The sequence below is a fragment of the Pandoraea soli genome (assembly GCF_902459595.1).
Taxonomy (GTDB): Bacteria; Pseudomonadota; Gammaproteobacteria; order Burkholderiales; family Burkholderiaceae; genus Pandoraea; species Pandoraea cepalis.
In genome coordinates this window covers 188,518-214,042 of sequence record NZ_CABPSG010000003.1, presented here as the reverse complement: position 1 = coordinate 214,042, position 25,525 = coordinate 188,518, and the positions used below count along the sequence as shown (strand labels likewise).

The window sequence follows — 25,525 nt, the reverse complement described above, 5'->3', positions numbered from 1 at the left end:
CCGCGAAGGTGCCGGTGCTTGCCGGCATCGACATGAAAACGCCGTCCGGGGGATTGAACTGCCCTCGGACGGCGTCTTTGACTTGAGATGCCCGCGAACGTCAGTTCTGGCGAATCGGCGCGACGCCGATGCCCTCGTCGAGCAAGAAGGCGCGAATGCGCCGCGCGAATTCGAGCGCGTGTTCGCCGTCGCCGTGCAGGCAGACGGTCTGCGCCCGGATCGGCACGAGCGAGCCGTCGACGGCGCGTACGCATTGCTCGCGCACCATCATCAACGTTTGGGCGAGCGCATCTTCCTCGCGCTCGATCAACGCGCCGGGCGTGCCGCGTTTGACCAGCGAGCCGTCCGGGTTATAGCCCCGGTCGGCGAAGACTTCATCGACGGCCTGCATGCCGGCGGCCCGCGCCGCCTTTACCAACTCGCCGCCTGCCAGCCCGAAAATCGCCAGATCGGTGTCGAACGCGCGAATGGCTTCGACGATCGTCTCGGCCATTGCCGGGTCGCGCGCCGCCTGATTGTAGAGCGCACCGTGCGGCTTGACGTGCGAGAGCCAGCCGCCTTGGGCGCGCACTATCGCGGCGAGGGCGCCGATCTGGTACAGCATGCCCGCGCGAATGTCGTCGAGCGGGAGCTGCAGTTCCGTGCGACCGAAATTCGCGCGATCGGGAAAGCTTGGGTGCGCGCCGATCGCCACGCCGCACGCCAGCGCCCAGCGCACCACCTGCTGCATCGTGCCGGCGTCGCCCGCGTGCCAGCCACACGCCACATTGGCCGAGCTGACCTCGGCGAGGAGTGCTTCGTCGTAGTTGCAACCTTCTCCGAGGTCGACGTTAAGATCGATTTTCATCCAGGATTCTCCTGCGGGGGACGACGATGCGCGGGCGTGGTGTCAGGCTTTGCGTGAGATGGCCGGTCGCCGCGATGTCGTCAGAATGCCGCGATCGTGCCACGCGAGCGCGCGCTCGATCTGGGCCAGATAGCGCGACTGTTCGTGCAGCGCTTCGCGCGCCTCGGCGGCGCTGCATTCCGAAAAATACAACGTGCTACCGAGCCGCGCCTGTCCGAGCCGCCACAGATCGGCGCTGATCACGACGCCGATCTTCGGGTAGCCGCCGGTGGTCTGGGCGTCGGCCATCAGAATGATCGGCTGTCCCGACGGCGGCACCTGAATCACCCCCGGCACCACACCGTGCGAGAGCAGATCGTGGCTGCGATTCTTCTTGCGCGCGAGCGGCTCCCGGCCCGACAGCCGGTAGCCCATGCGGTTGCTGTTGGGCGTGACGTGCCAGGGATTCTCCCAGAAGCCCTTGTGCGAGGCGGCTGTGAAGTCGTCGTATTCCGGACCGGGCAGCACCCGCACGCGATGCGCCAGCGGATCGGATAACCACACCGGCGGACGTACCCCCAACGGCGCGGCCTTGCGCGCGGCGGCGCTGGGTTGCCCGATGGCGATGCGATCGCCGTCGCGCAGGGCACGGCCCTCGAAGCCGCCGAAGCCGGCCGCCAGATCGGTGCTGCGCGAGCCGAGTGTCTCGGGGACATCGACGCCGCCCGCCACGGCCAGGTAAGTGCGCATGCCGAAGCGTGCCGGGCGCAACGTCAATGTCTGGCCGCGCGCGACGGGGAAGCGCCACCACGACCACACGGGGGTGCCGTCGAGATCGGCATGGCAATCGGCACCGGCCAGCGCCACGAGGGTCGCGCTCGCAAAGCGCAGCACGCACGCCCCCATCGTGATTTCCAGCGTGGCGGCGTTCGGGTCGTTGCCCGCAAGCCGGTTGGCGACGGCGCAGGCCAGGGGATCGACGGCGCCGCCGCTGGCAACGCCGAATTCACGCAGACGGGAGCGGCCCAGATCCTGGACCGTGGTGAGCAGGCCGGCACGCAGGATATCGATCACAGGTCGAGACTCGCGATGGTGAAGCGCACACGGTCGCCCGGCGCCAGCAAGGCGGGTGGTGTCGCGGTGGGGTCGAACAGCGCGCTGGACGTGTGGCCAATGATTTGCCAGCCGCCGGGGGAGGCGAGCGGATAGACGCCGGTCTGGTTGCCGCCGATGCCGACCGACCCCGCCGGCACCGACAGGCGCGGCTCCGCCCGGCGTGGCGTGGCAATCGACTCGTCGAGCCCGCCCAGATAGGCGAAGCCCGGCTGGAAACCCAGAAAGTAGACGATGTATTCCGGTGCGGTATGGCGCAGCACGACCGTCTTCGGTTGCAGACGCGCGTGCTTGGCGACGTCGGCAAGGTCGGGGCCGTGCTTGCCACCGTAGTGCACGGGAATCTCGATATCGCGCCCGACTTCCCCGGCGACCGGCTGCGTCTGCCAGGTGTCACGCAGGCGCTCGCTCAGCATGTCGATATCGATGGCCAACGGGTCGAACACCAGCGTGAGGTTGTTCATGCCCGGCACGACTTCGCGCACGTGAGGCCAATCCTTCGCGAGGGCCGCCACGTGCCAGACGCGGCGTTGGGTCGCGAGCGTGGGGGTGGTGCCCGCTTCGCACACGAGTGCACTGTCGCCGAGCGGCAGAATCTTGAGCGTTGTCATGGCGAGGTGATCCCCGATTCGCGAGGATTGGCGTCTGCGCGCGCGAAGGTGGTCGATTCGGTCACGATGACGTCGAGCGCCAGATCGTGGGCTTCGGCCGTGAGACCGTCGATTTCGAGTGCGTCGTAAGCAATGCCGAGCGTTTGCGGGGCCGGGGACATCGAATGCAGCGTGCGGTCGTAGAAACCCCCGCCGTAGCCGAGTCGCAGGCCGTCGCGGGTAAAGCCCACGCAGGGAATCAACAGCAGGTCGGGCACGAGCACGTCGGCCTCGAGCGGGACGGGAATGCGGTAGCGGCCTTCCGTCATGCGGGCATCGGGGGTCCAGCGGTGAAAGACGAGTGGAGCGGCCGGGGCGGTCACGACCGGCAGCGCGGCCAGGCGCAACCCCTTGGGCGACGCCTGCGCGAGCCATGCCGAGATGACGTCGCGGGCGTCGAATTCGCCCTGGATCGGCCAGTAGAAGCCGACACAGCGCGGCGCGCGGCGCGTCAGCTCGTCGGCCAGTCGGGCGGCGAGTGCTGCGTCGCGTGCGGCGCGTCCGGCGAGCGTGGTGCGCGTGTCGAGCAAGGCCTTGCGCAAACGTGCCTTTCCGGCGACCGATTCGGTCCCATTTCCGGACGTTTGGGCCGCCGGTTGGGCGGGGTCCCGTGCTATGCTTGGATTCACTTTTTACCCGACGCTCCCCCGAAGATGTCAGATCGTTTGACCCGAGTATATCGCGCCGTTGCGCTGGCCCTGACCGCTGCCACACTCGTTGCCTGCAGCACGACCCAGGCAACCGGTCGTTCCAAGGCGCATTCGGCGGCAAGCCGCTCAACGGCATCTGCCGACGCGCTCGCACAGCGCTCGCCCGATGACATCTTCGTGCAACTGCGCGAAGCGGCCCGCGCCAACGACGCGCCGCGCGCCACGGCGCTCGCGGCCATGCTCTCCGGCTACGACGTGCCGTCGTACGTTCAGTACTTCCAGATCAAGCCGCGCATGTTCGACCGGTCGGGCAAGGCGCTCATCGATGCGCCCGACGATGATATCCGCGCGTTCTTGCGCACGTATGACGGTCAGGCGATCGCCGACCGTCTGCGCAACGACTGGTTGCTGGTGCTGGGCAAGCGCCACGACTGGCAGACGTTCGACGCCGAATATCCGAAGTTCGTGCTCGACGACGACACGCAGGTCAAATGCTACGCGCTGATGTCGCGTGCCGCGCGTGGCGAAAACGTCACGCAGGCCGCCACCGACCTGCTGACCACGCCGAAGTACTACGGCGAGGGTTGCGTCGACATGATCAATACGCTGGCCGCAAGCGGCCAGTTGCCGCGCAAGGAAGTCTGGCACCAGATTCGCCTGGCCTACGAGGAAAACTACACCTCGCTCGGCAAGCAGATCGCCGATGCGCTGGGCGCCACGCGCCCGGACGACAGCCTGCTCGACATGGCCGCCACGCGTCCGGCGCAGATTCTCGCGCGCGGTGTGGACGGCTCGGAGGCGTCGCGTCAGCTCACGCTGCTCGCCGTCGTGCGCATGGCCCGCAGCGACGCCATGCTGGCGGCGAGCAGTTTCTCCAGCGTCGCGGGCAGTCTGTCGCCGGACGAGCGCGCCATCGGCTGGGGCAGTATCGGCATGCGCGGGGCGTTGTCGCAGAATCCGATGGCGATCACCTGGTACCGCCAGGCCGGAAACGCCAAGCTTTCGGCGACGGCGCAGGAGTGGAAGATTCGTGCGGCGCTGCGCGCGGGCGACTGGAATCTCGTGCGCACCGGCATTGAATCGATGCCGGCGGCGTTGCGCGACGACGGTGTCTGGACTTACTGGTACGGCCGTGCGCTGCGCGAAGCCGGCAAGGGCGACGCCGCGCGTGCGCAATTCCAGAAGATTGCCATGCAGCCCAACTTCTACGGTCAACTGGCAAACGAGGAGCTGGGCAACAAGACGTCGCTGCCACCGCGCACGACCGTCACCCAGGCCGAGGTCGATGCGAACCGGGCGAACGCCGGCTTCCGACGCGCCGCAAAGTTCTACGATCTCGGTTTGCGTTTCGAAGGCAATCGCGAGTGGAACTGGGAACTGCGCAACATGACGGATCGTCAGTTGCTCGCCGCCGCACAGTACGCCAACGATATCGAACTGTTCGATCGCACGGTCAACACGGCCGATCGCACGAAGGTCGAGCACGACTTCACGTTGCGCTACCTGATGCCGTTCCGCGACAAGGTGGAGCCGCTGGCCGCGGCCGTCGATCTTGACGAAGCGTGGGCCTACGGGCTGATCCGGCAGGAGTCGCGCTTCATCATCAATGCCCGCTCGTCGGTCGGGGCAGGCGGTCTGATGCAGATCATGCCGGCCACCGCGAAGATGGTCGCGCGGCAGATCGGCATGGACTACCAGCCGGGCATGATGCACGACATCGACACGAATATCCGTCTGGGCACGAGCTATCTGGCGGATATCTACAACAAGTTCGACGGCTCGGCGGTGCTGGCGTCGGCCGGTTACAACGCCGGTCCGGGACGTCCGCGCACGTGGCGCTCCACGCTGGATCGTCCGGTCGAGGGGGCCATCTTCGCCGAGACGATTCCGTTCAACGAGACGCGCACGTATGTCGAGAACGTGTTGTCGAATACCACGTACTACTCGGCCCTGATCACGGGCCGTCCGCAATCGCTCAAGGAGCGGCTCGGCATCATCCTGCCCCAGTGACCCGGCAGCGGTCGGAGCCGCGAACCCACCGTCATGTCGCGGAGGTGACGCATGCGCCATAACGTTTGTGTCGTGGGTGGCACCGGCTTCGTCGGCAGCCATCTGGTTGCCCGGCTGGTGTCGATGGGATACGCCGTGCGCCTGCCAACGCGGCGTGTCGACGCCGCCAAGGCGCTCGGCGTGCTGCCGGGTGTGGAACTCGTCGAATGCGACGTGCACGATCCGCGCGCGCTGGAGCGCGTGATCGCGAGCAGCGACGCGGTCATCAATCTCGTGGGCATTCTGCACGGCGACCGAGGCACGCCCTATGGTCGCGCGTTTGCGCGCGCACACGTTGAGCTGCCGCGCAAGATCGCGCAAGCGTGCAGCGACCGGGGCATCGCGCGGCTCATCCACATGAGCGCCCTGGGCGCCGATTCGAACGGCCCTAGCATGTACCAGCGCTCGAAGGGCGACGGCGAAGTCGCGATTCGAGCGACGGGGATTCCCGTCACGATCTTTCGTCCGTCGGTGGTGTTCGGTCCGGGCGACCACTTTCTGAATACCTTCGCGGCGCTGCAGCGGCGTTTGCCCGTTGTGCCGCTCGCGTGCGCCACGGCGCGCTTTCAGCCCATTTACGTGATGGATGTGGCGCAGGCCTTCGCGAGTGCGATCGACAACGACGCCACGCTTGGCAAGACGTACGAACTGGCCGGACCGGAGGTCTACACGCTTGAAGCGCTCGTTCGCTTTGCGGGCGCCGCGTGTGGCTGCGAGCGGCCGATCCTGCGATTGCCCGAGGGCGCTGCGCGCCTGCAGGCCGCCTTCTTCGAGTGGCTACCGGGCGAGCCGATCATCACGCGCGACAACCTCGATTCGATGCGTGTCGATAACGTCATGAGCGGCCCGCTGGCGCCCGAACTCGGGCTTACGCCGAATGGGCTCGAGATCGCCGTCGATTATCTCGACGGCGATAACGACGAGCGTCGTCTGTCGGACTACCGGCGTTACGCGGGGCGCTGACACCTCACTCTTTTCAATCCGGCGCGTCAGTCCCCGATGCGTCATGCGCGCAAGGAACGTCTTCATGCAACTGATCATTGCCAACAAGCGATACTCGTCGTGGTCTATGCGCCCGTGGGTCGTGCTCAAGCACTTCGGCATCGCCTTCGAAGAATGCAACGTCTGGCTCGCGCAGCCCGACTCGCGTGAACAGATTCTGCGCTATTCGCCCACCGGTAAAGTCCCGTGCCTGATCGATAACGGCATTACCGTCTGGGACTCGTTTGCCATCTGCGAGTACCTGGCCGAGAGCTATCCGCATCTGCCGCTGTGGCCGAAGTCGCGTGAAGCGCGAGCCCATGCGCGCAGCGTTTGTGCCGAGATGCACAGCGGATTCACCGCGCTGCGCACGCATATGTGGATGAACGTCGGCGTGCATTGGCCGGGGGCAGCCGCGACGGATGAAGTGCTTGCCGATGTCCGTCGAATCGAAGCGATCTGGGAGGATTGCCTCGCGCGCCACGGAGGTCCGTTCCTGTTTGGCGACTTCACCATGGCCGATGCGTTCTACGCCCCTGTGGTGATGCGTTTCGCAACGTTCGAGCCGGCGTTGTCGGCGCGCGCACAGGCGTATGCCGATCGCATGCGCGAAGTGGCGGCCGTGCAGGCGTGGGTGGCTGCGGGACGCGGCGAGACGCAGCGTGTGGCTTACTACGAAGCGCGTCCATGAAGATTTACGCCGTCGGCGGCGCGATTCGCGACGCCATGCTGGGTTTGCCGGTCAAGGATCGGGACTACGTGGTGGTGGGTGCGACGCCCGAGGAGATGGTGCGGCAAGGCTTTAAACCGGTGGGCCGCGACTTCCCAGTGTTTCTCCATCCCCAGACGCAGGCCGAGTATGCGCTCGCGCGCACCGAGCGCAAGACGGCGCGCGGCTATCACGGATTTTCGTTCTACTTCGCCCCCGAAGTCACCCTCGAAGAAGACCTCGTGCGACGCGATTTCACCATCAATGCGATGGCGCGCGAGGTCATGCCCGACGGCAGTCTGTCGGATCAACTGGTCGATCCCTATGGCGGCCGGCGCGATTTGGAAGCGAGGCTGTTTCGCCATGTCGGCGAGGCCTTCGCGGAAGATCCCGTGCGGATTCTTCGGTGCGCCCGTTTTGCGGCGCGCTTCACGGACTTTTCGGTGGCCGACGAGACGCTCACGCTCATGCGCGAGATGACGGCCAACGGCGAGGTCGACGCGCTGGTGGCCGAGCGCGTCTGGCAGGAAATTTCACGCGGGCTGATGGAGCATCGGCCGTCGCGCATGTTCGATGTCTTGCGCGCGTGTGGCGCGATCGATCGCGTTCTGCCCGAGGTGGCCAGGTTATGGGGGGTGCCACAGCGCGCCGACTTCCATCCCGAAGTGGACACCGGCGTGCACGTGATGATGGTGCTCGACTACGCCGCGACGCAGGGATATTCGCTGCCGGTACGCTTCGCCGCCCTCACGCACGATCTCGGCAAAGGCACCACGCCTGACGACGTGTTGCCACGTCACATCGGCCATGAGGGGCGCAGTGTCGACTTGCTCAAGCCGTTGTGTGCGCGTTTGCGCGTGCCAGTCGATTGCCGTGAGCTGGCGCAGGTCGTGGCACGCGAGCACGGCAATATCCACGCGAGTTCGAAGTTTGGCGCGGCGGCGCTCGTGCGTCTGCTTGAGCGGTGCGACGCCCTGCGCAAGCCGGACCGGTTGGTGGAGATACTTCAGGCCTGCGAAGCCGATGCGCGTGGACGCGGCGGGGACTTCGCCACGGCGCCATATCCGCAGCGTGATCGGTTGATGGCGGCACTTGGCGCGGCACGCAGCATCGATGCGGGGGCGGTGGCGCGACGGTATGCCGACAACCCTGTGAAGATTCGCGACGCCGTGCAGGCCGCAAGAATCGATGCGGTCGAGGCGGCGGGGCTGGGGGGCGAGGGGAACTGAGTCGCTGGGGGCATGCGAGACGTCCGCGTCTGCGCATGCCCGCGACATCCGAAGGTCGCTTACTCGAACGCCTTGTCGTTCGGATTCGCGTAGAGCTGCTTGAGTTGTTCGCTCATCGCGAAGTTGAAGTTGATCTGCTTCGGCGGCACCGGCGATTCGAACCACTTCTTGTACATCGTGTTGATCTCGCCGCTCTTCATCACGCCGGCGAGCGTGTCGTCGACGAGTTTTTTGAACTCGGTGTCGCCGTGTCTCGTCATGAAGCCGTAGGCCTCGAACGATTGCGGCGTGCCAGTGACGACCCAGTCGTCGGGGTTGCGGCCCATGGTGCGCGCGCCTGCGAGCAGCACGTCGTCCATCATGAACGCCTGCACGCGACCGCCCTGGAGCATGGTGAAGGATTCCCCATAGTCCTTGCCCGAGATCACGCTCATGTTCATCTTTTTCTCGTTGTTCATCCTGTTCAGGATGCGTTCCGACGTCGTGCCCGCATTGGTCACGACCGGCTTGCCCGCCAGATCCGGGAAGTCCTTGATGCCCGAGTGTTTATTCACGAGCAGCCGCGTGCCCGCGACGAAGAACGTGTTCGAGAAATCGACCTGCGCCTGACGCGCCTTCAGGTTCGTCGTCACGCCGCACTCGATATCGACGGTGCCGTTCTGCACGAGGGCAATGCGGTTTTGCGAGGTGACGGGGATGAAGCGCACTTGCAGATCAGGTTTCTTCAGGCGCGTCTTCACCGCATCGACGACCTTGTTGCACAGGTCCTGCGAATAACCGATGACGTTGTGATTGTTGTCGTAGTACGAAAACGGAATCGACGACTCGCGATGCCCAATCGAGATCACGCCGCTGCTCTCGATCTTCTGCAGCGTCTCCGAGGCGGGCTGCGCCAGCGCCGCTCCCGCCGCGAACCCCATCGCTACGCCCAGCATCACCCCGGTCAATCGCATCTTGATCATGTCCTGCTCCTGAAATGGCCTTACTTTGATTCGTGATTGAATCATTTGTTGCATGGTAATTTTTTTGCAACAAATGATCAAATCGTAGTTAACCCTAGCGATGGCTGCCGTCCGGCGCGCCGCTATGACGGCGACGCGCGCAGACATGCGTCGGGCCGGCGATCGGCGGCGGATCGGGGCTGCGGGTGGACGCGCGGAGAGGGGGAGCGGATGTTGCAACAGGTGTTGCGTCGCTCGCCAGTGACTACAGCAGGCGAATCAGCAGATTGAAGACGAGTGAGAGTACGACGGTCGAGGCGAACGGGAACACCATCTCGCGGCCGCGCCAGCGGAGACGCAGGTCCCCGGGCAACCGGCCGATGCCGAGTTTGGTGAGCCACGGCGAGGCCGCGGAGAGGATGCAGATCGCGATGAAGATCGTGAACATCCAGCGAAACATATCGGTGTGGCCTCGCGGTGAAGGGGTGTCAGAGGGCGTGGCTGCGGTCGCCGGTGGCGAAGCCGAGCAGGCCCGCCCACTCGTCCATGCCGCGACCGAACGCGATGACCTTGAAGAGTTCGCCCATCTCCGCTTCCGAGAGCAGCTTCTGCGCGGCGGCGGCCGCCGGCAGGAACGTCTTCGGATCGGACGGATCGAGTGCGCTCATCAGCTCGATGATGCCGGCGTTCATCAGGAATCGGGCTTGCGACGTGAATCCCAGCAAGTCGAGACCGGCTTCGACACCGGCATCGGCAATCCCTGAAAACTCCACGTGCGCGGTAATGTCCTGCAAGCCGGGGTAATAGAACGGATCGTCGTGCGCGTGGTGGCGGTAGTGGCACATCAGGGTGCCGTCTGCGCGCTGCGGATGATAGTACTCGCGCGCGGGGAAGCCGTAATCGACGAGCAGCAAGACGCCGCGCGCGAGCAGGGGCGCCACGCTGCGCACGAATGCCGAGGCGGCTTCGTGGGTCTCCGTCCGATATTCCTGCGTCGGCGGCAGATCGGCCAGCGCGTCGAGCGCCTGCGGCAGCGCGCCCGTATGGCGATGGGCTTCCCAGGCGAAACCGTCTTGCGTACGCACCACGCCGCGTTCGAACCAGACGGGCTGCCCAGTGTCGTCGGGGCGGCGTGTCCACAGGCGCACCGGCATGGCGTCGAGTACTTCATTGCCGAGCATCACGCCGTGGAAGGCGTCGGGCAACCGATCGAGCCACGTGACGCGATCGAGCAGATGCGGCGCGGCGTTGGCGATGGTCTCGCGCTGGCGCGCTCGCAGCTCGCCGGAGAGTTCCATGATCGAGTAGCGCTCGCAGGGCGTGCCTTCGGCGTCGAGCGCGAGCAGCAGGTCGGCCGCCAGACGCCCGGACCCCGCGCCGAATTCCAGCACTTGCGCGTCGCCCGTCTGTTCGAAAATCTCACCGATCTGGCGGGCCAGCGTGCGCGCGAAAAGCGGCGTGAGTTCCGGCGCGGTGACGAAGTCACTGCCGTCGGCGGCCAGGCGTCCGAATTTCGCGGCACCGGCGGCGTAGTAACCGAGGCCGGGCGCGTATAGCGCCAGTTCCATGAAGCGATCGAACGGCAGCCAGCCGCCGGCCGCGTCGATGGCGTCGGCTAGATAGGCCGTGAGGCGGCGCGAGTGTTCGAGCGCGTCCGGCTCGGGAACGGGTAAACTATGGGGTTTCGGTGCGGCCTGATTCATGCGGGCATTGTAGCGGAGACAGTGTCGGCTGGCTGCTTTGGTTGGCATTGACGCGTCTGCGGACGATTTTTGGGTGATTTTTGCCAGTTTTCGTCAATTTTCAGTCTTTTTTTCGCGGTTTTCGCCAGCGTTTGCGATGCATGTCCACTGAATGGATGCCGCGCGAGGGCGTCGCGAGCGACGGCGCCGAGCATTGATTCAAGCCCATCGCCGTCCGAAGTGCATCGACCCAACCGCCCTCTGACAGGAATTCGCCGCATGACCGTTGCATCGACGCCACGCCCAACGTCTGCCGCAGGCGATACCGCCAGCACGCCGGCTGCGCCGCCCGTGCCGCGTGTTGCGCTCGTGACGGGAGGCGCGCGCCGGATCGGCCGCGCGATCGCGCTGCGGCTCGCCGGTATGGGGTGGGACGTCGCCGTTCACTACGAGCGTTCGCACGACGAGGCGCTCGAGACCGTCGCGGCCATCGAGGCGCTGGGGCGCCGGGCGGTCGCGTTGCAGGCATCGCTGGCGGACGAAGCCGCCACGGCCGGGCTCATCGGCCGGTGTACCGGGGCGCTGGGCGTGCCCACCTGCCTTGTCAACAATGCCTCGCGCTTCGAGTACGATAGCGCGGGCGATTTCGGCTACCAGGCGCTGGAGCGCCACATGCGCGTGAATGCGGGCGCACCGCTCGTGCTCGCGCGCGAGATGCATGCCGCATTGGGCGAGTCGGGGCGAGGCGTCGTCGTCAATCTGCTGGATCAGAAGCTGGCGAATCCGAACCCTGATTACCTGTCGTACACGCTGTCGAAGGCCGCGCTGGCGGTGGCGACGACGTTGCTTGCCCAGGCGTTCGCGCCTCGCTTGCGCGTGGTCGGCGTGGCGCCGGGCGTAACGCTGCTGTCGGTCGACCAGACCCCGACGGGCTTTGCGGCGGCGCATGCGGCCACGCCGTTGGGCGCATCGTCGACGCCGGAGGACATCGCGCAGGCGGTGGCGTATCTGGCCGACGCGCCTGCGGTGACCGGCACCGTGTTGTATGTCGATGGTGGGCAACATCTCGCGAGTTCGTCGCGTGACGTGAAATTTCTGACCGAGCCGGCCGATGCCGACCGGTCTCGTTGATTGTCATTAAGAGTTTTCAAAATGCATAGCGCTCTTTCCCACCCTCGCCTGATGGACTGCCGTCGCATGTTCCTGCGCGACTATGAAGTGTTCATCAACATCGGCGTGCACGATTACGAGAAGCGTGGCGAGCAGCGCGTGCTGATCAATGTGCAACTGTTCGTGCCGCTCGCCGAGAGCACGCCCTTGGCGGACAAGCTCGACGAAGTGGTCGATTACGACTTCATGCGCGAGACCATTGCCAAGCGCGTAGGGCTGGGCCACATCCATCTGCAGGAAACCCTGTGCGACGACGTCGCGAGTGCGCTGCTCGCGCATCCGCGTGTGCGTGCCGTGGGCGTGTCGACCGAGAAGCCCGACGTCTATCCCGATTGCCACTCGGTCGGTATCGAAGTGTTCAAGATGAAGGATGTCTGACATGAGTGCCGTCATGCCCGAGACCGGCGCGCCGCTGGTCGCGACCGGAAACGTCGCCCCCGATAGCGTGAAGAAAGCGCAGAAGCTCGCGTTCGAGAACAACAAGCTCGAGAAGCGGCTGTTCCGTCTGACGGGGCAGGCCATTGGCGACTACAACATGATCGAGCAGGGCGATCGTGTGATGGTGTGCATGTCCGGCGGTAAGGACAGCTACGCCATGCTCGACATCCTGCTCAAGCTTCGCGAGCGTGCGCCGATCGACTTCTCGATCGTTGCCGTCAACCTCGACCAGAAGCAGCCGGGTTTCCCGGAGCATGTGCTGCCCGACTACTTCCGTTCCATCGGCGTGGATTTCCACATCGAGAACCAGGACACGTACTCGATCGTCAAGCGCGTGGTGCCCGAGGGCAAGACCACGTGCTCGCTGTGCTCGCGCTTGCGTCGCGGCATTCTCTATCGCGTGGCGGGCGAACTCGGCGCGACCAAGGTGGCGCTGGGCCACCACCGCGACGACATCATCGAGACCGTCTTCCTGAATTTGTTCTACGGTGGCAAGCTCAAGGGCATGCCGCCGAAGCTGCAGTCGGACGACGGCAAGAACGTAGTGATCCGCCCGCTTGCCTACGTGCGCGAATCGGATCTCGAACGCTACGCCGAGTACAAGCAGTTCCCGATCATTCCGTGCACGCTGTGCGGCAGCCAGCCGAACCTGAAGCGTGCCGAGATGAAGTCGCTGATTCGCCTGTGGGAGAAGCAGCATCCCGGGCGCATCAAATCGATTTTCAGTGCGCTGTCGAACGTGGTGCCGTCGCATCTGATGGATACGAACCTTCATGACTTCAAGAATCTGCGTGCGACGGGGCAGCCCGATCCGCTCGGCGATATTGCGTTCGACGAGGCGCCGTGCGGCGACGAGAACGACGCGGGCATCATCCGTATTACGCAATTCGACGACTGATCGCGAGCGACCCCACTCGCTGCATTGAAACCTGACGCGGCCTGCCGGACGGACCGGCGCGGCCGCCTGACCCCGACACACGGATTTCCACTCTCGAATCGTCACGACGCCATGAATATTGTGATTCTCGCCGCCGGCATGGGTAAGCGCATGCGCTCGAAGCTGCCCAAGGTGTTGCAGCCGCTGGCCGGCCGGCCGCTTCTGTCGCACGTGATTGCGACCGCACGCAAGCTCACGCCGGGCAAGCTCATCGTGGTGATCGGTCACGGTGGCGAGGCCGTGCGCGACGCGGTGTCCGGCGACGGCGTGCATTTCGCCGAGCAGGCGCAGCAGTTGGGCACCGGACACGCCGTGCAGCAAGCGGCGTCGCTGCTCGACGAGTCGGTGCCGACGCTGGTGCTTTACGGCGACGTGCCGCTCACGCGCCCCGAGACCTTGCGGGGACTGCTCGACGCTGCGGGCAGCGAGAAGCTGGGCGTGCTCACCGTCGATCTGGACAACCCGACCGGGTATGGCCGGATCGTGCGCGACGCGGCGGGCAACGTGCTGCGCATCGTCGAGCAGAAAGATGCCAACGAGGCTGAACTGGCCATTCGCGAGATCAACACCGGCATCATCGTGGCGCCGACGCGCGCGCTCAAGGGCTGGCTGGCCGGTTTGAAGAATCAGAACGCGCAGGGCGAGTACTACCTGACCGACGTGATCGCGTGTGCGGTCGCGGACGGCGTGCCGGTCGTCACCACGCAGCCGGCCTTCGCGTGGGAGCCCAACGGCGTGAACGACAAGGCGCAGCTTGCCGAGCTGGAGCGTGACTACCAGCGCAATGCGGCGGGCGTGCTGCTGGCGGCGGGCGTGACCCTGATCGATCCGGCTCGCTTCGACCTGCGCGGTGAGATCGCGTGCGGCACCGACGTCTCGATCGATGTGAATTGCGTGTTCGAAGGCAAAGTGACGATTGGCGACGGCGCGACCATCGGTCCGAACTGTGTGGTTCGCAACAGCACTATCGGCGCGGGCACGCGCATCGAGGCGTTCAGTCATCTGGACGGTGCCGTGGTGGGCGCCGACGCGCACGTGGGGCCGTATGCGCGTCTGCGCCCGGGCGCAGATCTGGCCGACGAAGTGCACATCGGCAACTTCGTGGAAGTGAAGAATGCGTCGCTCGCGAAGGGCTCGAAGGCCAACCATCTGGCCTATGTCGGCGACTCGACCGTGGGCGCGCGGGTCAACATCGGCGCGGGCACCATTACGTGCAATTACGATGGCGCCAACAAGCATCGCACGGTGATCGAGGACGACGTCTTCATCGGCTCGGACACGCAGCTCGTGGCGCCGGTAACGGTGCGACGCGGCACGACGATTGCTGCCGGCACCACGGTCTGGAAGGACACGCCGGAAGATTCGCTGGTGCTCAACGGCAAGACGCAGGAAGCGAAGACGGGTTACATTCGTCCGCGCAAGCAGAAGCAGTAAAATCGGCGGTTATGGACCGGCGCGCGACGCACAAGCAAGCCAAAGCGGGCGCCGGCGAGTCAAAACGGATTGAATCCGATCGAAAGCGCCAGGGTTTCTGGCACTAAGGGATGCGAATATGTGCGGCATTGTCGGCGCGGTAGCGCGACGTAATGTAGTACCGGTGTTGGTCGAAGGGCTGCGTCGTCTGGAGTACCGCGGCTACGACTCGTGCGGCGTGGCGGTATTGAAGGATGGCGTGCCGCAGCGTGCGCGCAGCGTATCGCGCGTGGCGGATCTCGACGAGCAACTGGCGCAGACGCACCTGGGCGGCGAGACGGGCATTGCCCACACCCGCTGGGCGACGCATGGCGCGCCGATCACGGACAATGCGCATCCGATCTTCTCGCGCGACGACGTGGCGCTGGTGCACAACGGCATCATCGAGAACCATGAGAGCCTGCGTGACGAGCTGCGCGGTCTGGGCTACGAGTTCGTGTCGCAGACCGACACGGAGGTCATTGCGCACCTGGTGCATCACCTGCTGTCGAACGGTGCCGCGGGCGATCTGTATCACGCGGTGCGTCTGGCGACGCGCCGTCTGCACGGCGCTTACGCCATCGCGGTGTTCCGCAAGGAGGAGCCGCACCGCGTAGTCGGCGCGCGCGCGGGGTCGCCGCTGGTCGTGGGCGTGGGTGAGGGCGAGAACTTCCTCGCCTCGGATGCGCTGGCGCTGGCCGGCACGACCGATCGGTTCATCTATCTGGAAGAGGGCGATGTCGTCGAACTCACGCTCGAGGGCGTGACGATCGTGGACCGTAACGATGCGGCCGTCGAGCGCGAAGTGCGCACGGTGCAGGCGTACACGGGCGCGGTGGAGTTGGGGCCGTATCGTCACTACATGCAGAAGGAAATCTTCGAGCAGCCGCGTGCGATTGGCGACACGATGGAGGGCGTGGAAGGCATTTCGCCGACGCTCTTTGGCGAGAAGGCCGAAGCGGTGCTCAGCAGCGTCGACTCGATCCTGATTCTGGCGTGCGGCACGAGCTATTACTCGGGCTTGACGGCCAAGTACTGGCTGGAGTCGCTGGCGCAGATTCCGACGCAAGTGGAAGTGGCGAGCGAGTATCGCTATCGCGACAGCGTGCCGAATCCGAAGACGCTGGTGGTGACGATTTCGCAGTCGGGCGAGACGGCCGACACGATGGCGGCGCTGCAACATGCGCAGTCGCTGGGCATGACGAACACGCTGGCGATCTGCAACGTGGGCACGAGTGCGATGGTGCGTCAGACGGCGCTGCACTACCTCACGCGCGCGGGAACGGAAATCGGGGTGGCGTCGACGAAGGCGTTCACCACGCAGTTGACGGCACTGTTCCTGCTGACGCTGACGCTTGCAAAGCTGCGCGGCCGTTTGTCGGCAGCCCAGGAAGCGGACTACCTGACGGAGCTGCGCCATTTGCCGGCGGCGCTGCATAGCGTGCTGGCGCTGGAGCCGCAGATCATCGCGTGGGCGGAGGACTTTGCGCGTCGCGAGAATGCGCTGTTCCTCGGGCGTGGGCTGCATTACCCGATCGCGTTGGAAGGCGCGCTCAAGCTCAAGGAAATCTCGTACATTCACGCCGAGGCGTATCCGGCTGGCGAACTCAAACATGGTCCGCTGGCGCTGGTGACGGAAGAGATGCCGGTGGTAACGGTCGCGCCGCGGGATGCGCTGGTCGAGAAGCTGAAGTCGAACATGCAGGAAGTGCGTGCGCGTGGCGGCCAGTTGTATGTTTTCGCCGACGCGGACACGCAGATCGCAAACGCCGACGGCATCCACGTGATTCGCATGCCGGAGCACTACGGCCAGCTGTCGCCGATTCTGCACGTCGTGCCGCTGCAACTGCTCGCGTATCACACTGCCTGCGCGCGCGGCACCGATGTCGATAAGCCTAGGAATCTGGCTAAGTCGGTGACGGTGGAGTGAGGGACGACGGCCGAAGGAGGGGGGCAAGTTCTAATAGTTTTACTTAAAGCCCGCTGCAAAAGTTTTCCTTAAGGCCTCCAGACCGCCCGAAAGCCAAGGCGGGACGGGGCTTAAGGGAAACTAATAGACTTTGGGTGAAGTACCCTGGGAGTGTCTCGGGCGTGGGGAAATCTTCCCCTCGGTTGGGACCTGCAGCTTTGGCCCCAGCCTACCTTATCCGGCTCTTTCGCCGTCAACGCGTTTCTCCACCTCAATACCCGCCGCACCGGCAACATCCAGTCGGCTGCAGTTCGCACATCGATGTCCGAACGACGCTTGTTCCTGTTTGCTCCTGGCCGAGCCTATACGCCGAGAGCAGGTCAAATTCTGCCGCCCTAACAGCCTGAACATTTCATCCAATCTACTTGTTCATATTTCCGGTATTATGGAATTATTGAATGAACCTTGGACTTGGCCTCACTAACGATGCAACAAACGCTTTCGACCGACGTTTGCGTGATTGGAGGTGGCCAGTCAGCGCTGGCGGCAGCCTACTTCCTGCGCCGTGCCGGCTTGAACTACGTTCTGTTGGACGAGCAGCCGTCTCCCGGTGGCGCGTGGCAGCAGGCTTGGGATTCACTGCGACTGTTCTCGCCAGCGCAATGGAGCTCGCTCCCTGGTTGGCCGATGCCGCGTAACGAGAGCGAATATCCGTCGCGCGACGAAGTCATTCGCTATCTGACCGATTACGAACTCCGGTACCAAATTCCGATTCGACGTCCCGTCCACGTGACGTCTGTGAAGCATGCCGAGTCGGGCCTGCTTGTCGAAACCAATGACGGCAACTGGCTAGCTCAGACGGTGATTAGCGCAACAGGCACGTGGAAGAAGCCTTTCATCCCGTCTTATCCCGGGCAAGAGTTGTTCGAAGGCGAGCAACTGCACTCAGCCAGATACCGAAATGCGGATACGCTCCACGGCAAGAACGTCCTTGTCGTCGGCGGGGGCAACTCGGGCGCCCAAATATTGGCGGAGGTGTCGCAAGTTTGTAACGTGACATGGGTTACGGTGGATGAGCCCCTCTTTCTGTCAGACGAGGTCGACGGGAGAGTGCTGTTCGAGCGCGCGACCGAAAAGTGGAAGGCTCAAAGCGAAGGCAGACCAGCCCCGGCGCCGACCGGCGGCCTCGGTGACGTAGTGATGGTGAAGAGCGTGAAGGAGGCCAGGTCCAGAGGCGTCCTCCATTCGGTTCGCCCGTTCTCCCGCTTCGTATCTGATGGCGTGGTCTGGGCGGACGGCTCTCACTCACCGGTGGATACCGTCATCTGGTGCACAGGCTTCCGACCGGCGCTCGACCATTTGGACGGATTAGGCGTGCTCGAAAGCGATGGGCGAGTAGCGACCGACGGTACTCACGCTATCCGCGAACCCAGACTATGGCTCGTTGGCTATGGCGAGTGGACAGGCTTCGCATCAGCGACGCTCATCGGCGTGATGCGTGGTGCGCGAGACACAGCCAATCAGATTGCTGAATACCTTGCTTCAATTCGAGAACGGAGTAGCTCGTGAAGGTCACCATTTATCACAACCCGGATTGCGGGACGTCGCGCAACACGCTGGCCATGATTCAGAACGCCGGTATCGAGCCGGAAGTCATTGAATACCTCAAGAATCCGCCGACACGCGACCGGCTCGTCGACCTCATTGAGCGATCGGGTCTTTCCGTGCGCGAGGTGGTCCGCGAGAAAGGCACGCCCTTCGCAGAACTGGGACTCGGCGAACAAGGCGTGACGGACGACCAGCTTTTGGATGCAATGATGGAGCATCCCATCCTCATCAATCGGCCTATCGTTGTGACGGAACTCGGTGTGCGACTGTGCCGCCCGTCCGAGGTTGTTCTGGACATCCTGCCGACGCCGCAAAAAGGCGCCTTCACCAAGGAAGACGGGGAAGTCGTCGTCGACAGTGAAGGCCAGCGCGTCATCAAGGGCTAATCAGGAAGTTCAGGCGCGCTACCGCTGTGGCGCGCCTGCCAGAATCCACGTCAGGACACCCGTGCTGCGGGCCGTCGACATTTTTCCCGAGACAGGGTCAGGTGGCGAAGGCTCGGATGATGAAGCCGAAGAGCCTCCGTTGTCGCAGTACCTCCAGCGCTGAGAAACGCTCTATATCCAGGGAGCTTTGCTGACGCACGGTGGCCGAATCAGCGAAACGGCGTCCGCGCTTGGGATATCGAGGAAGCGCTTGTGGGAACGGATGCGGCGTTACACGATTGCCGGCCACGAATCCCACGACGCCGTATCAAAATGAAGCAGGCCGCGAATTCGCGGCCTGCCGGGTGACATTACGACTGGCGTTGGTACCACCGTCGGGAGGAGTTCACCACCTTCACGACGGCGAGCATGAGGGGCACTTCAATCAGAACACCAACGACGGTAGCCAGAGCCGCTCCGGACTTAAGGCCAAACAGGCTAATTGCAGTCGCCACGGCCAGTTCGAAGAAGTTCGAGGCTGCAATCAGGCAGGACGGCGCGGCGACATCGTGAGCTACGCCAAGCTTGCGGTTGGCAAGATAAGCCAGCGTAGCGTTGATGACGACCTGAATCAGGATGGGCACCGCGAGAAGCACGATAACGCCTGGCTGCTCAATGATTTGCTCACCTTGGAAGGCAAACAGCAGCACCAGCGTAAGCAGCAGCGCAGCAATGGAAAACGGACCAATCTTGGCGAGTGCGCGCTGGAAACTAGCTTCTCCATTTGCCAACAGCACCTTGCGAAGGAGCTGCGCAATGATGACCGGGATGATGATGTAAAGCACCACCGACGTCAGGAGCGTGTCCCAGGGAACCGTAATGTTCGAGATGCCAAGCAGCAGGCCGACAACTGGGGCAAACGCGAAAACCATAATCACGTCATTGAGCGCTACCTGCGAGAGCGTGAAATACGGGTCACCCTTCGTCAGTTGGCTCCAAACGAACACCATGGCGGTACACGGCGCAGCGGCCAGAAGAATCAGACCGGCAACGTAGCTGTCCAACTGGTCGGCCGGCAACATCGACGCGAAAACATGTCGCACGAACACCCAGGCGAGGAAAGCCATCGTGAACGGCTTCACCGCCCAGTTGATGACGAGCGTAACGCCAATGCCCTTAACCTGGCTGCGAACCTTGCCCAGCGAAGCGAAGTCGATTCGCAGGAGCATCGGGATAATCATCACCCAGATGAGAATGCCCACTGGCAGGTTGACGTGCGCGACCTCAAGTGCGGAAATCGACTGCACCGCGCCTGGCATCAGTTTGCCGAGCCCGATACCTGCAACGATACACAAGGCGACCCACACGGATAGGTATCGCTCAAAGAACCCGATACCCCCCGCAGGCTTCTCCGACGGCGTATCGACGGTTTGACTGTCCGACATCTTTACTCCCCTTTCTCACGCAACGACGTGCCGATGTTCTGCATTTCCTTCTGAACCACCATACGGTCGAGCTTATCGAGCGATAGGTTGGTGAACAGTTCGATGCGCTTCTTGAGTTGCACGAAGGTCTTGAGGAAAGCCCGGCGCTTTTCCTCTTCGCTACCCTCGACCTGCGACGGGTCGGGCACGCCCCAGTGGGCCTTGGCCGGATGACCTGGCCAAATCGGGCAGACTTCACCCGCCGCGTCATCGCAAACGGTGAGAATGAAGTCAATGCGCGGTGCGCCATCGACGGCAAACTCGTCCCAGCTCTTGCTGCGAAGCCCTTCAACGGAAATGTGCTGCGAGCGCAGCAACTCGATACCGTGCGGATTCGGCGCCGTCCCAGGATGGCTACCCGCACTGTAGGCGACAAATCTGTCACCGGCCAGCGCGTTCAACGCCGCCTCTGCGAGAATCGAGCGCGCAGAGTTGTGCGTGCACAGGAAGAGGACGTTGTATTTGCGTTGTTCGGTCACGAAAATTCTCCGCTTGTTGGGCATGGTCGAATTAAATCGACATCTCCAATATAATCGAAATGTTGATGCCCGACAAGCGCCTTTGGGGCGGCAGGTCTCGGGGCTGGGTGAGCACCAGGTTCACGAGGTGAGGCCATGTGATGCAACGCTTGCGAGTCGCGAATTGCTGCTCACGCGCCACAGCCATCTCGATAGGCTTAGAATAGTCGCCTAACCATTGCGACTAAGCACTATGAAGGAAAACGACGCAGTCAAAGCGCTTGCCGCCTTGGCGCAGCCTACCCGCCTTGCGGTTTTTCGCCTGCTCGTCACTGCCGCGCCGGACGGGCTCAGCGTTGGTGTGATTCAGGAAGCCCTCGGTCTCGCGAGCGCTACGTTGTCCTTCCACTTGAAGGAATTGACTCACTCCGGCCTTGTCACGGCGCGCCAGGAGGGGCGATTCATCTATTACGCACCGGCAATCGACCACATGAACAGCCTCATCGACTTCCTGACAGAGAATTGCTGCCAGGGCGCGGAGGCGTGCACGCCGAAGACAGCGGTCAAATGCAAACCGAAGACGGTCGCTGCCTGACCCTTTAGGTACGAGCACAAACAAAATGGCCGCGTGATTTGGCGGCCATTTCGCATTTACACCGCACTTGGCAGCAACTGGACTTCACGCTATCCGCAGTCGGCTTGTTGGTCAACGGCATGCAGCAAGCCTATCCCTTTCCGGCCGTTTGACTGTTCTTGCCATAGACAGGAATGGTCCTCAGCGTGTGGTAGGCTCGGCACGACAACATGTATGTGAAATCGCTTCATTTAAGTCTCCACTACGTTGGAAGCGCTGCCGAATTTTTCGGCTGCGCAACAGTTTTCGAGCAAAAAGTCGATGAGAGCCTGCATGTTTTCGTAGTTCGCCCGGTAGATGACGTTCCTCCCATGTGAATGGCCCTCGATAAGGCCGGCATGGGTCAGCTCTTTCAGGTGAAACGACAGACTCGGGGCCGGCATATTGAGCGCGTCGGCAATAGCACCTGCGTTCATGCCCGGCGACCCAGCGGTCACGAGCAATCGGAATGCCGCTAGCCGCGAATCCTGCGCAAGTGCGGCGAGTGCGGTAACAGCGCGCTTCGAATCGATACTGGCCACGGCTTACTCGACCTCTTCACGTTGCAGCGCCGCGCTCAATCCCATCGCGAGCGATGCCAGGTCCGTGTTCACGTCGAGGACTCGTCCCTCTTCGGCGCGTTCGCTGTATCGGTCGACAAGGTAGTCGGCACGTCCGCGCAGCAGCAGTGTGAATTTCACGAGCTCTTCCATCACATCCACCACGCGGTCGTAGTACGGCGACGGCTTCATACGGCCGGTCTCATCGAACTCGTCGTAGGCCTTCGCAACCGAGGACTGATTAGGGATGGTGAACATGCGCATCCAACGACCTAACTGTCGAAGTTGATTCACGGTATTGAACGACTGCGAGCCGCCACTGACCTGCATCACCGCAAGCGTGCGTCCTTGAGTCGGTCGAATCCCGCCCATCGACAAAGGCAACTGATCAATCTGCGTCTTGAGGACGCCAGATACCGTTCCGTGGCGCTCCGGGCTGCACCAAACCTGGCCTTCAGACCAGATGGACAGCTCACGCAGCTCCTTGACCTTCGGATGGTCTTCGACACCCGGCTCATCCGGATACGGCAAGCCACGCGGGTCGAAAATGCGCGTCTCGGCACCGAACAGCTCGAGCAAACGAGCGGCTTCTTCTACGAGCAGCCGAGAGTACGAGCGCTGACGCAGTGAGCCGTACAAAAGAAGAATTCGCACGGGTTCGGCGCCCGGCATACCAAGGCGTGCCGCGATGGACATGTCGAGATATTCAGTCTTTGCAGCCGGAAGAGTTGTTGCGTTCGAGTTAGGCGTGGTCATTGAATTGGTCCGTTGAGGATCCTATGTTTCCAAGTTTATGGAAATATCAAAGGATTGCAAGTAGAATCGTCAAACGCAATCCGCTGGCGCCGAAAGACGCTGCTCTAGACCAAGCAATACACGGGAGAGGCATCGCTCCGATTTCGGTCGCCGCGATATGGAGTGTCCAGCAGCGGTACTTGCCGGTCGAATGGGTGGTGCTAGCCGTTTCGCTGATGTCAGCAGTAGCGTTTGCTTTTGCCGTTTATTTTGCTCGCGGCGTGCATGCCCCAAAGCACGCGCACTCACAGTCAGCAGTTTCAGCGGAGTAACTCGCGATGAACGACAGCGGCATAATGATTCGCCCGGCGCGCGCAGACGAAATCCCGCAGATTAGAGCGCTGCTGGCCAAGTGCGAATTGCCGTGGGAAGACGTTACTGAATCAGCGGGTATTGGATTCCTCGTCGCCGTAGCGACCGATGGGAGCATCGTTGGAAGTGTCGGCTTGGAACTTTCTGGCCCCATCGGCCTGCTGCGCTCTCTCGCCGTCGCGGAAGACGCCAGAGGGATGCAGATTGGACATGCGCTCGTCGCCGCAGCAGAAGAGGAGGCTCGACAGCAAGCCGTCGCTGCCCTTTACTTGCTGACGACCACTGCGAGCCAGTTCTTCGCCCGCCGAGGATATGGGGTTGTGGACCGAAGCGCCGCTCCGGAATCGCTCCAGCGAAGCTCGCAATTCGCAAGCATTTGCCCGGCGTCGGCTGTTTGCATGGTCAAAGCAGACGGCGGGCCTTAGTGCTTATCTAACGTACTCCGAATTCCTGGGTATACGTTCGTCGGCGCCGCCCAGACGGCGTGGATCGCGCGTCCGCTATGAGAAATATGGGGTATCTCGATGCACCTGAAACTAGATGGCGAAGCGTTTCCGTACTTCGCCTAGGGCTCAAACATGTATGTGCCGCGGTTGCATGCACCCGGTCGCGCTCCCTCTGCGCGGGCGTTGGGCGCCGGCTACGTTGTGGGTCGGCGGTTGACGTTCAATAATCTGATCGATTACTTCGTACGTTCGATCCCTTCCGACATCAAGAGCACGGTAGCTTTTTTAAAGTGGCCTTCTCGCGCTCGAGGCGTTCGATGCGTGCCTCGAGTTCTTTGACGCGCTGCTGATCCGGCGTGATCGCCTTGCCTTGCGGCGTGATGCCTTGACGTTCCTGCTGAAGCTGGTGCACCCAGCCACGTAGCACCGTCTCGCTGACGCCGACCGATCGGCTCGGCTCAATATGGCTATAGCCCTGGTCGAGCACCAGACAGGCGGTTTGCTGTTTGAACTTCGGCGAAAACGTATGTCGTTGCTTGGTCATCAGACACCTCTTCATGGCGAGCATTTTCGCGTAAATCAGTGTCCGGGTTCATTAGACCACTACATTCCGGTCCGTGGCGCGGCGGGATATGCCGATCTCGGCCAGAATTTGCGAATTCTCGGCCACGTCCTGGCGAGCGCAGGTCACGGAAGCTACACTGTAATGTCATCGGGACTACAGGTCGCGGCCATGAAAGTTGCAGTGCTCACCTTTCCAAACGTGCAAATGCTGGACCTTGTCGGGCCGGTGGAAGTCTTTCACGAAGCGGCGCGGCAGGCCGGCGCGCCGTCGACCTATCAGTTCGAAATTGTCTCGACGACGTCTGGCGTGTTGCTGGCATCGAACGGGATGCGGATCACCCCCGATGCGACGCTGGACACGAGCAGCGCGGATATCGATACGTTGTTGATTGCCGGCAGTCCGTCGATGCGGCTTCTGGAGGACGATGCAGCGATCCGTCATTGGATATTGCGTTACGCAAAGACGGCGCGTCGTATCGGCTCCGTATGTTCGGGCGCCCTCCTTCTCGCGCGCGCAGGCTTGCTCGACGGGCGCAAGGCCACCACGCACTGGAATTACACGGCGCGCCTGAGCCGCCTGTATCCGAAAGTGGATGTTCAGCCGGATCAAATCTTCGTCAGGGACAACGGTATCTACACGTCGGCGGGCGTCACGGCCGGCCTGGACCTTGCATTGGCGCTCGTCGAAGAAGACCTGGGGCGAGCCGTCGCCATGAAGGTCGCGCGACAGTTCGTCATGTTTCTCAAGCGCCCCGGTGGACAGTCCCAGTTCAGCGCGTATCTAACGGCGCAGACGTCGGAGAAGAGCACCATCCGAGATGTGCAGGAATGGGTGCTTCAGAATCTTTCCCAGCCGCTATCGGTAGAAGCGCTCGCGGAGCGCGCCGGAATGAGTGCGCGGAATTTCGCACGCATATTCAAGCAAGAATGTGGCACGACACCCGCATCGTTTGTGGAGGACGCCCGCATCGATGCGGCGCGCAGGCTGCTTGAGGAAACAAAACACCCTTTGAAGAAAGTGGCGAGTCTGACGGGTTTTGCCGACCCTAATGGACTGCGGCGCGCCTTCCTGCGCAAGCTCAGTGTCTCCCCGGTGGACTACCGCCGACGCTTTCGGATAGCCGCTTAGCGGCATACGACTGACGCGTCGCCCCGCCTCGTGGGGCCGTGCCGGTCGGCACGGCCTACCGATGTCGATTGGCGCGAAGCTAAGCAATCGCACCGGCCGTAATGCGCAAGCCGACGACGCCGGACAGAATGAGCGCGATACATACCACGCGCGCCACCGACGCGGATTCGCCGAGGAAGATCATGCCGACAACGGCCGTTCCGGCTGCGCCAATCCCTGTCCAAACTGCATAGGCCGTGCCGACCGGGAGCGATCTGAGCGACGTGTTCAACAACCAGATGCTGCCTAGTCCGGTGATGGCGGCATAGACGCTTGGCCAGAGCCGGCTGAACCCCGCCGACCATTTCATCCCGAAGGCGAAAGCAATTTCCAGAAGTCCAGCGACACTGAGCACGATCCAAGACATAGCGAATTACCGATGTAACGTAGGGGCGATCAAAATGAAAACGCCCTCC

Annotated in this window: 27 protein-coding genes and 1 pseudogene; 15 read left to right on the top strand and 13 right to left on the bottom strand. The window is 63.1% G+C overall.

Annotation, left to right across the window (positions count from 1 at the left end; all coding sequences use genetic code 11):
- Positions 1-100: 100 nt before the first annotated feature.
- Genes pxpA through PSO31014_RS07500 form a run of 4 tightly spaced genes read right to left on the bottom strand, consistent with a single transcriptional unit; the run spans position 101 to position 3,218 of the window.
- On the bottom strand, positions 101-847 hold the full coding sequence (pxpA, locus tag PSO31014_RS07515) for a 5-oxoprolinase subunit PxpA (RefSeq protein ID WP_150551031.1): 747 nt from the start codon (positions 845-847) through the stop codon (positions 101-103).
- Positions 848-889: 42 nt separating this feature from the next.
- Positions 890-1,900: a 5-oxoprolinase subunit C family protein gene (locus PSO31014_RS07510; protein WP_150551030.1), complete on the bottom strand. Its 1,011-nt coding sequence runs from the start codon at positions 1,898-1,900 to the stop codon at positions 890-892.
- Entirely contained in the window at positions 1,897-2,550 is a 654-nt protein-coding gene (gene pxpB, locus PSO31014_RS07505) for a 5-oxoprolinase subunit PxpB (RefSeq protein ID WP_150551029.1), read from the bottom strand. Before pxpB ends, PSO31014_RS07510 begins: the two co-directional genes overlap by 4 nt.
- Positions 2,547-3,218, bottom strand: a complete 672-nt coding sequence (locus PSO31014_RS07500; protein WP_425494856.1) for a 5-formyltetrahydrofolate cyclo-ligase — start codon at positions 3,216-3,218, stop codon at positions 2,547-2,549. Before PSO31014_RS07500 ends, pxpB begins: the two co-directional genes overlap by 4 nt.
- A 24-nt stretch (positions 3,219-3,242) precedes the next feature.
- Here PSO31014_RS07500 and PSO31014_RS07495 point away from each other — a divergent pair, with 24 nt between their 5' ends.
- The 4 genes from PSO31014_RS07495 (at position 3,243) to PSO31014_RS07480 (ending at position 8,207) form a co-directional block, all read left to right on the top strand.
- The gene (locus PSO31014_RS07495; protein WP_150551027.1) at positions 3,243-5,249 is read left to right on the top strand and encodes a lytic transglycosylase domain-containing protein; all 2,007 of its coding nucleotides are present in this window, start codon (positions 3,243-3,245) and stop codon (positions 5,247-5,249) included.
- A gap of 51 nt (positions 5,250-5,300) precedes the next feature.
- Positions 5,301-6,251 (top strand): complex I NDUFA9 subunit family protein, encoded by a 951-nt coding sequence (locus tag PSO31014_RS07490; protein ID WP_150551026.1) that lies wholly within the window; start codon positions 5,301-5,303, stop codon positions 6,249-6,251.
- A 64-nt stretch (positions 6,252-6,315) separates the two neighbouring features.
- Positions 6,316-6,960 carry a glutathione S-transferase family protein gene (locus PSO31014_RS07485; protein ID WP_150551025.1) on the top strand — a complete coding sequence of 215 codons (645 nt, stop codon included), beginning with the start codon at positions 6,316-6,318 and terminating at the stop codon, positions 6,958-6,960.
- Complete coding sequence (locus PSO31014_RS07480) at positions 6,957-8,207, top strand: multifunctional CCA addition/repair protein (protein ID WP_150551024.1); 1,251 nt, start codon at positions 6,957-6,959, stop codon at positions 8,205-8,207. The genes PSO31014_RS07485 and PSO31014_RS07480 overlap by 4 nt, the downstream gene beginning before the upstream one ends.
- A 59-nt stretch (positions 8,208-8,266) precedes the next feature.
- Here PSO31014_RS07480 and PSO31014_RS07475 read toward each other — a convergent pair whose 3' ends face one another.
- From PSO31014_RS07475 to PSO31014_RS07465, 3 genes are all read right to left on the bottom strand, one after another.
- Positions 8,267-9,169, bottom strand: coding sequence for a glutamate/aspartate ABC transporter substrate-binding protein (locus tag PSO31014_RS07475; RefSeq protein WP_150551023.1), 903 nt, complete (start codon positions 9,167-9,169; stop codon positions 8,267-8,269).
- 244 nt (positions 9,170-9,413) lie between these two features.
- Positions 9,414-9,608, bottom strand: a complete 195-nt coding sequence (locus tag PSO31014_RS07470) for a DUF2905 domain-containing protein (protein WP_017235747.1) — start codon at positions 9,606-9,608, stop codon at positions 9,414-9,416.
- A gap of 28 nt (positions 9,609-9,636) precedes the next feature.
- Positions 9,637-10,851, bottom strand: coding sequence for a class I SAM-dependent methyltransferase (locus PSO31014_RS07465; protein ID WP_150551022.1), 1,215 nt, complete (start codon positions 10,849-10,851; stop codon positions 9,637-9,639).
- 258 nt (positions 10,852-11,109) lie between these two features.
- Between PSO31014_RS07465 and PSO31014_RS07460 the strand changes: the two genes are divergently transcribed.
- The 8 genes from PSO31014_RS07460 (at position 11,110) to PSO31014_RS07425 (ending at position 19,046) form a co-directional block, all read left to right on the top strand.
- Positions 11,110-11,961, top strand: a complete 852-nt coding sequence (locus tag PSO31014_RS07460) for an SDR family oxidoreductase (RefSeq protein WP_174976438.1) — start codon at positions 11,110-11,112, stop codon at positions 11,959-11,961.
- Positions 11,962-11,982: 21 nt separating this feature from the next.
- Complete coding sequence (locus PSO31014_RS07455) at positions 11,983-12,378, top strand: dihydroneopterin aldolase (protein ID WP_150551021.1); 396 nt, start codon at positions 11,983-11,985, stop codon at positions 12,376-12,378.
- Positions 12,379-12,391: 13 nt separating this feature from the next.
- Positions 12,392-13,336 (top strand): tRNA 2-thiocytidine(32) synthetase TtcA, encoded by a 945-nt coding sequence (ttcA, locus tag PSO31014_RS07450; protein WP_150551228.1) that lies wholly within the window; start codon positions 12,392-12,394, stop codon positions 13,334-13,336.
- A gap of 111 nt (positions 13,337-13,447) precedes the next feature.
- The gene (glmU, locus tag PSO31014_RS07445; RefSeq protein ID WP_150551020.1) at positions 13,448-14,809 is read left to right on the top strand and encodes a bifunctional UDP-N-acetylglucosamine diphosphorylase/glucosamine-1-phosphate N-acetyltransferase GlmU; all 1,362 of its coding nucleotides are present in this window, start codon (positions 13,448-13,450) and stop codon (positions 14,807-14,809) included.
- A 118-nt stretch (positions 14,810-14,927) separates the two neighbouring features.
- Positions 14,928-16,757, top strand: a complete 1,830-nt coding sequence (gene glmS, locus PSO31014_RS07440; RefSeq protein WP_150551019.1) for a glutamine--fructose-6-phosphate transaminase (isomerizing) — start codon at positions 14,928-14,930, stop codon at positions 16,755-16,757.
- Positions 16,758-17,222: 465 nt separating this feature from the next.
- Positions 17,223-18,305, top strand: a complete 1,083-nt coding sequence (locus PSO31014_RS07435) for an ArsO family NAD(P)H-dependent flavin-containing monooxygenase (RefSeq protein WP_150551018.1) — start codon at positions 17,223-17,225, stop codon at positions 18,303-18,305.
- On the top strand, positions 18,302-18,730 hold the full coding sequence (arsC, locus tag PSO31014_RS07430) for an arsenate reductase (glutaredoxin) (protein WP_150551017.1): 429 nt from the start codon (positions 18,302-18,304) through the stop codon (positions 18,728-18,730). Before PSO31014_RS07435 ends, arsC begins: the two co-directional genes overlap by 4 nt.
- Before the next feature lie 175 nt (positions 18,731-18,905).
- Complete coding sequence (locus PSO31014_RS07425; RefSeq protein ID WP_150551227.1) at positions 18,906-19,046, top strand: helix-turn-helix domain-containing protein; 141 nt, start codon at positions 18,906-18,908, stop codon at positions 19,044-19,046.
- A gap of 34 nt (positions 19,047-19,080) precedes the next feature.
- Here PSO31014_RS07425 and arsB read toward each other — a convergent pair whose 3' ends face one another.
- Positions 19,081-20,154 carry an ACR3 family arsenite efflux transporter gene (arsB, locus tag PSO31014_RS07420; RefSeq protein ID WP_150551016.1) on the bottom strand — a complete coding sequence of 358 codons (1,074 nt, stop codon included), beginning with the start codon at positions 20,152-20,154 and terminating at the stop codon, positions 19,081-19,083.
- Between the two features lie 2 nt (positions 20,155-20,156).
- On the bottom strand, positions 20,157-20,672 hold the full coding sequence (locus PSO31014_RS07415; protein ID WP_150551015.1) for an arsenate reductase ArsC: 516 nt from the start codon (positions 20,670-20,672) through the stop codon (positions 20,157-20,159).
- A 232-nt stretch (positions 20,673-20,904) separates the two neighbouring features.
- On the opposite strand from PSO31014_RS07415, the gene PSO31014_RS07410 reads away from it, so the two are divergent.
- Positions 20,905-21,246, top strand: a complete 342-nt coding sequence (locus PSO31014_RS07410; RefSeq protein ID WP_150551014.1) for an ArsR/SmtB family transcription factor — start codon at positions 20,905-20,907, stop codon at positions 21,244-21,246.
- A 230-nt stretch (positions 21,247-21,476) separates the two neighbouring features.
- Here the strand turns inward: PSO31014_RS07410 and PSO31014_RS07405 are convergent, their stop codons facing one another.
- Both PSO31014_RS07405 and arsH read right to left on the bottom strand, forming a co-directional pair.
- Positions 21,477-21,806 carry an ArsR/SmtB family transcription factor gene (locus tag PSO31014_RS07405; RefSeq protein ID WP_343039574.1) on the bottom strand — a complete coding sequence of 110 codons (330 nt, stop codon included), beginning with the start codon at positions 21,804-21,806 and terminating at the stop codon, positions 21,477-21,479.
- A gap of 3 nt (positions 21,807-21,809) precedes the next feature.
- A complete protein-coding gene (gene arsH, locus PSO31014_RS07400; protein ID WP_150551013.1) occupies positions 21,810-22,580 on the bottom strand; it encodes an arsenical resistance protein ArsH in 771 nt (256 codons plus the stop codon).
- A 317-nt stretch (positions 22,581-22,897) separates the two neighbouring features.
- Here arsH and arsN2 point away from each other — a divergent pair, with 317 nt between their 5' ends.
- Positions 22,898-23,356, top strand: a complete 459-nt coding sequence (gene arsN2, locus PSO31014_RS07390) for an arsenic resistance N-acetyltransferase ArsN2 (RefSeq protein ID WP_174976437.1) — start codon at positions 22,898-22,900, stop codon at positions 23,354-23,356.
- Positions 23,357-23,590: 234 nt separating this feature from the next.
- On the opposite strand, the pseudogene PSO31014_RS22625 reads toward arsN2, so the two are convergent.
- A pseudogene (locus tag PSO31014_RS22625) lies at positions 23,591-23,921 on the bottom strand (transposase); the annotation flags it as partial.
- 189 nt (positions 23,922-24,110) lie between these two features.
- Here PSO31014_RS22625 and PSO31014_RS07380 point away from each other — a divergent pair.
- Complete coding sequence (locus PSO31014_RS07380; protein ID WP_150551010.1) at positions 24,111-25,070, top strand: GlxA family transcriptional regulator; 960 nt, start codon at positions 24,111-24,113, stop codon at positions 25,068-25,070.
- Positions 25,071-25,149: 79 nt separating this feature from the next.
- Here PSO31014_RS07380 and PSO31014_RS07375 read toward each other — a convergent pair whose 3' ends face one another.
- Positions 25,150-25,476, bottom strand: a complete 327-nt coding sequence (locus tag PSO31014_RS07375; RefSeq protein ID WP_130024625.1) for a DMT family transporter — start codon at positions 25,474-25,476, stop codon at positions 25,150-25,152.
- Between the last annotated feature and the right edge of the window lie 49 nt (positions 25,477-25,525).

What these genes read in the sequence shown, in the direction of transcription:
- pxpA (WP_150551031.1), bottom strand. Translation starts at nt 847, where the DNA reads ATGAAAATCGATCTTAACGTCGACCTCGGAGAAGGTTGCAACTACGAC.
- pxpB (WP_150551029.1), bottom strand. Translation starts at nt 2,550, where the DNA reads ATGACAACGCTCAAGATTCTGCCGCTCGGCGACAGTGCACTCGTGTGC.
- PSO31014_RS07495 (WP_150551027.1), top strand. Translation starts at nt 3,243, where the DNA reads ATGTCAGATCGTTTGACCCGAGTATATCGCGCCGTTGCGCTGGCCCTG.
- PSO31014_RS07490 (WP_150551026.1), top strand. Translation starts at nt 5,301, where the DNA reads ATGCGCCATAACGTTTGTGTCGTGGGTGGCACCGGCTTCGTCGGCAGC.
- PSO31014_RS07485 (WP_150551025.1), top strand. Translation starts at nt 6,316, where the DNA reads ATGCAACTGATCATTGCCAACAAGCGATACTCGTCGTGGTCTATGCGC.
- PSO31014_RS07480 (WP_150551024.1), top strand. Translation starts at nt 6,957, where the DNA reads ATGAAGATTTACGCCGTCGGCGGCGCGATTCGCGACGCCATGCTGGGT.
- PSO31014_RS07475 (WP_150551023.1), bottom strand. Translation starts at nt 9,169, where the DNA reads ATGATCAAGATGCGATTGACCGGGGTGATGCTGGGCGTAGCGATGGGG.
- PSO31014_RS07470 (WP_017235747.1), bottom strand. Translation starts at nt 9,608, where the DNA reads ATGTTTCGCTGGATGTTCACGATCTTCATCGCGATCTGCATCCTCTCC.
- PSO31014_RS07465 (WP_150551022.1), bottom strand. Translation starts at nt 10,851, where the DNA reads ATGAATCAGGCCGCACCGAAACCCCATAGTTTACCCGTTCCCGAGCCG.
- PSO31014_RS07460 (WP_174976438.1), top strand. Translation starts at nt 11,110, where the DNA reads ATGACCGTTGCATCGACGCCACGCCCAACGTCTGCCGCAGGCGATACC.
- PSO31014_RS07455 (WP_150551021.1), top strand. Translation starts at nt 11,983, where the DNA reads ATGCATAGCGCTCTTTCCCACCCTCGCCTGATGGACTGCCGTCGCATG.
- ttcA (WP_150551228.1), top strand. Translation starts at nt 12,392, where the DNA reads ATGCCCGAGACCGGCGCGCCGCTGGTCGCGACCGGAAACGTCGCCCCC.
- glmU (WP_150551020.1), top strand. Translation starts at nt 13,448, where the DNA reads ATGAATATTGTGATTCTCGCCGCCGGCATGGGTAAGCGCATGCGCTCG.
- glmS (WP_150551019.1), top strand. Translation starts at nt 14,928, where the DNA reads ATGTGCGGCATTGTCGGCGCGGTAGCGCGACGTAATGTAGTACCGGTG.
- PSO31014_RS07435 (WP_150551018.1), top strand. Translation starts at nt 17,223, where the DNA reads ATGCAACAAACGCTTTCGACCGACGTTTGCGTGATTGGAGGTGGCCAG.
- arsB (WP_150551016.1), bottom strand. Translation starts at nt 20,154, where the DNA reads ATGTCGGACAGTCAAACCGTCGATACGCCGTCGGAGAAGCCTGCGGGG.
- PSO31014_RS07410 (WP_150551014.1), top strand. Translation starts at nt 20,905, where the DNA reads ATGAAGGAAAACGACGCAGTCAAAGCGCTTGCCGCCTTGGCGCAGCCT.
- arsH (WP_150551013.1), bottom strand. Translation starts at nt 22,580, where the DNA reads ATGACCACGCCTAACTCGAACGCAACAACTCTTCCGGCTGCAAAGACT.
- arsN2 (WP_174976437.1), top strand. Translation starts at nt 22,898, where the DNA reads ATGAACGACAGCGGCATAATGATTCGCCCGGCGCGCGCAGACGAAATC.
- PSO31014_RS07380 (WP_150551010.1), top strand. Translation starts at nt 24,111, where the DNA reads ATGAAAGTTGCAGTGCTCACCTTTCCAAACGTGCAAATGCTGGACCTT.
- PSO31014_RS07375 (WP_130024625.1), bottom strand. Translation starts at nt 25,476, where the DNA reads ATGTCTTGGATCGTGCTCAGTGTCGCTGGACTTCTGGAAATTGCTTTC.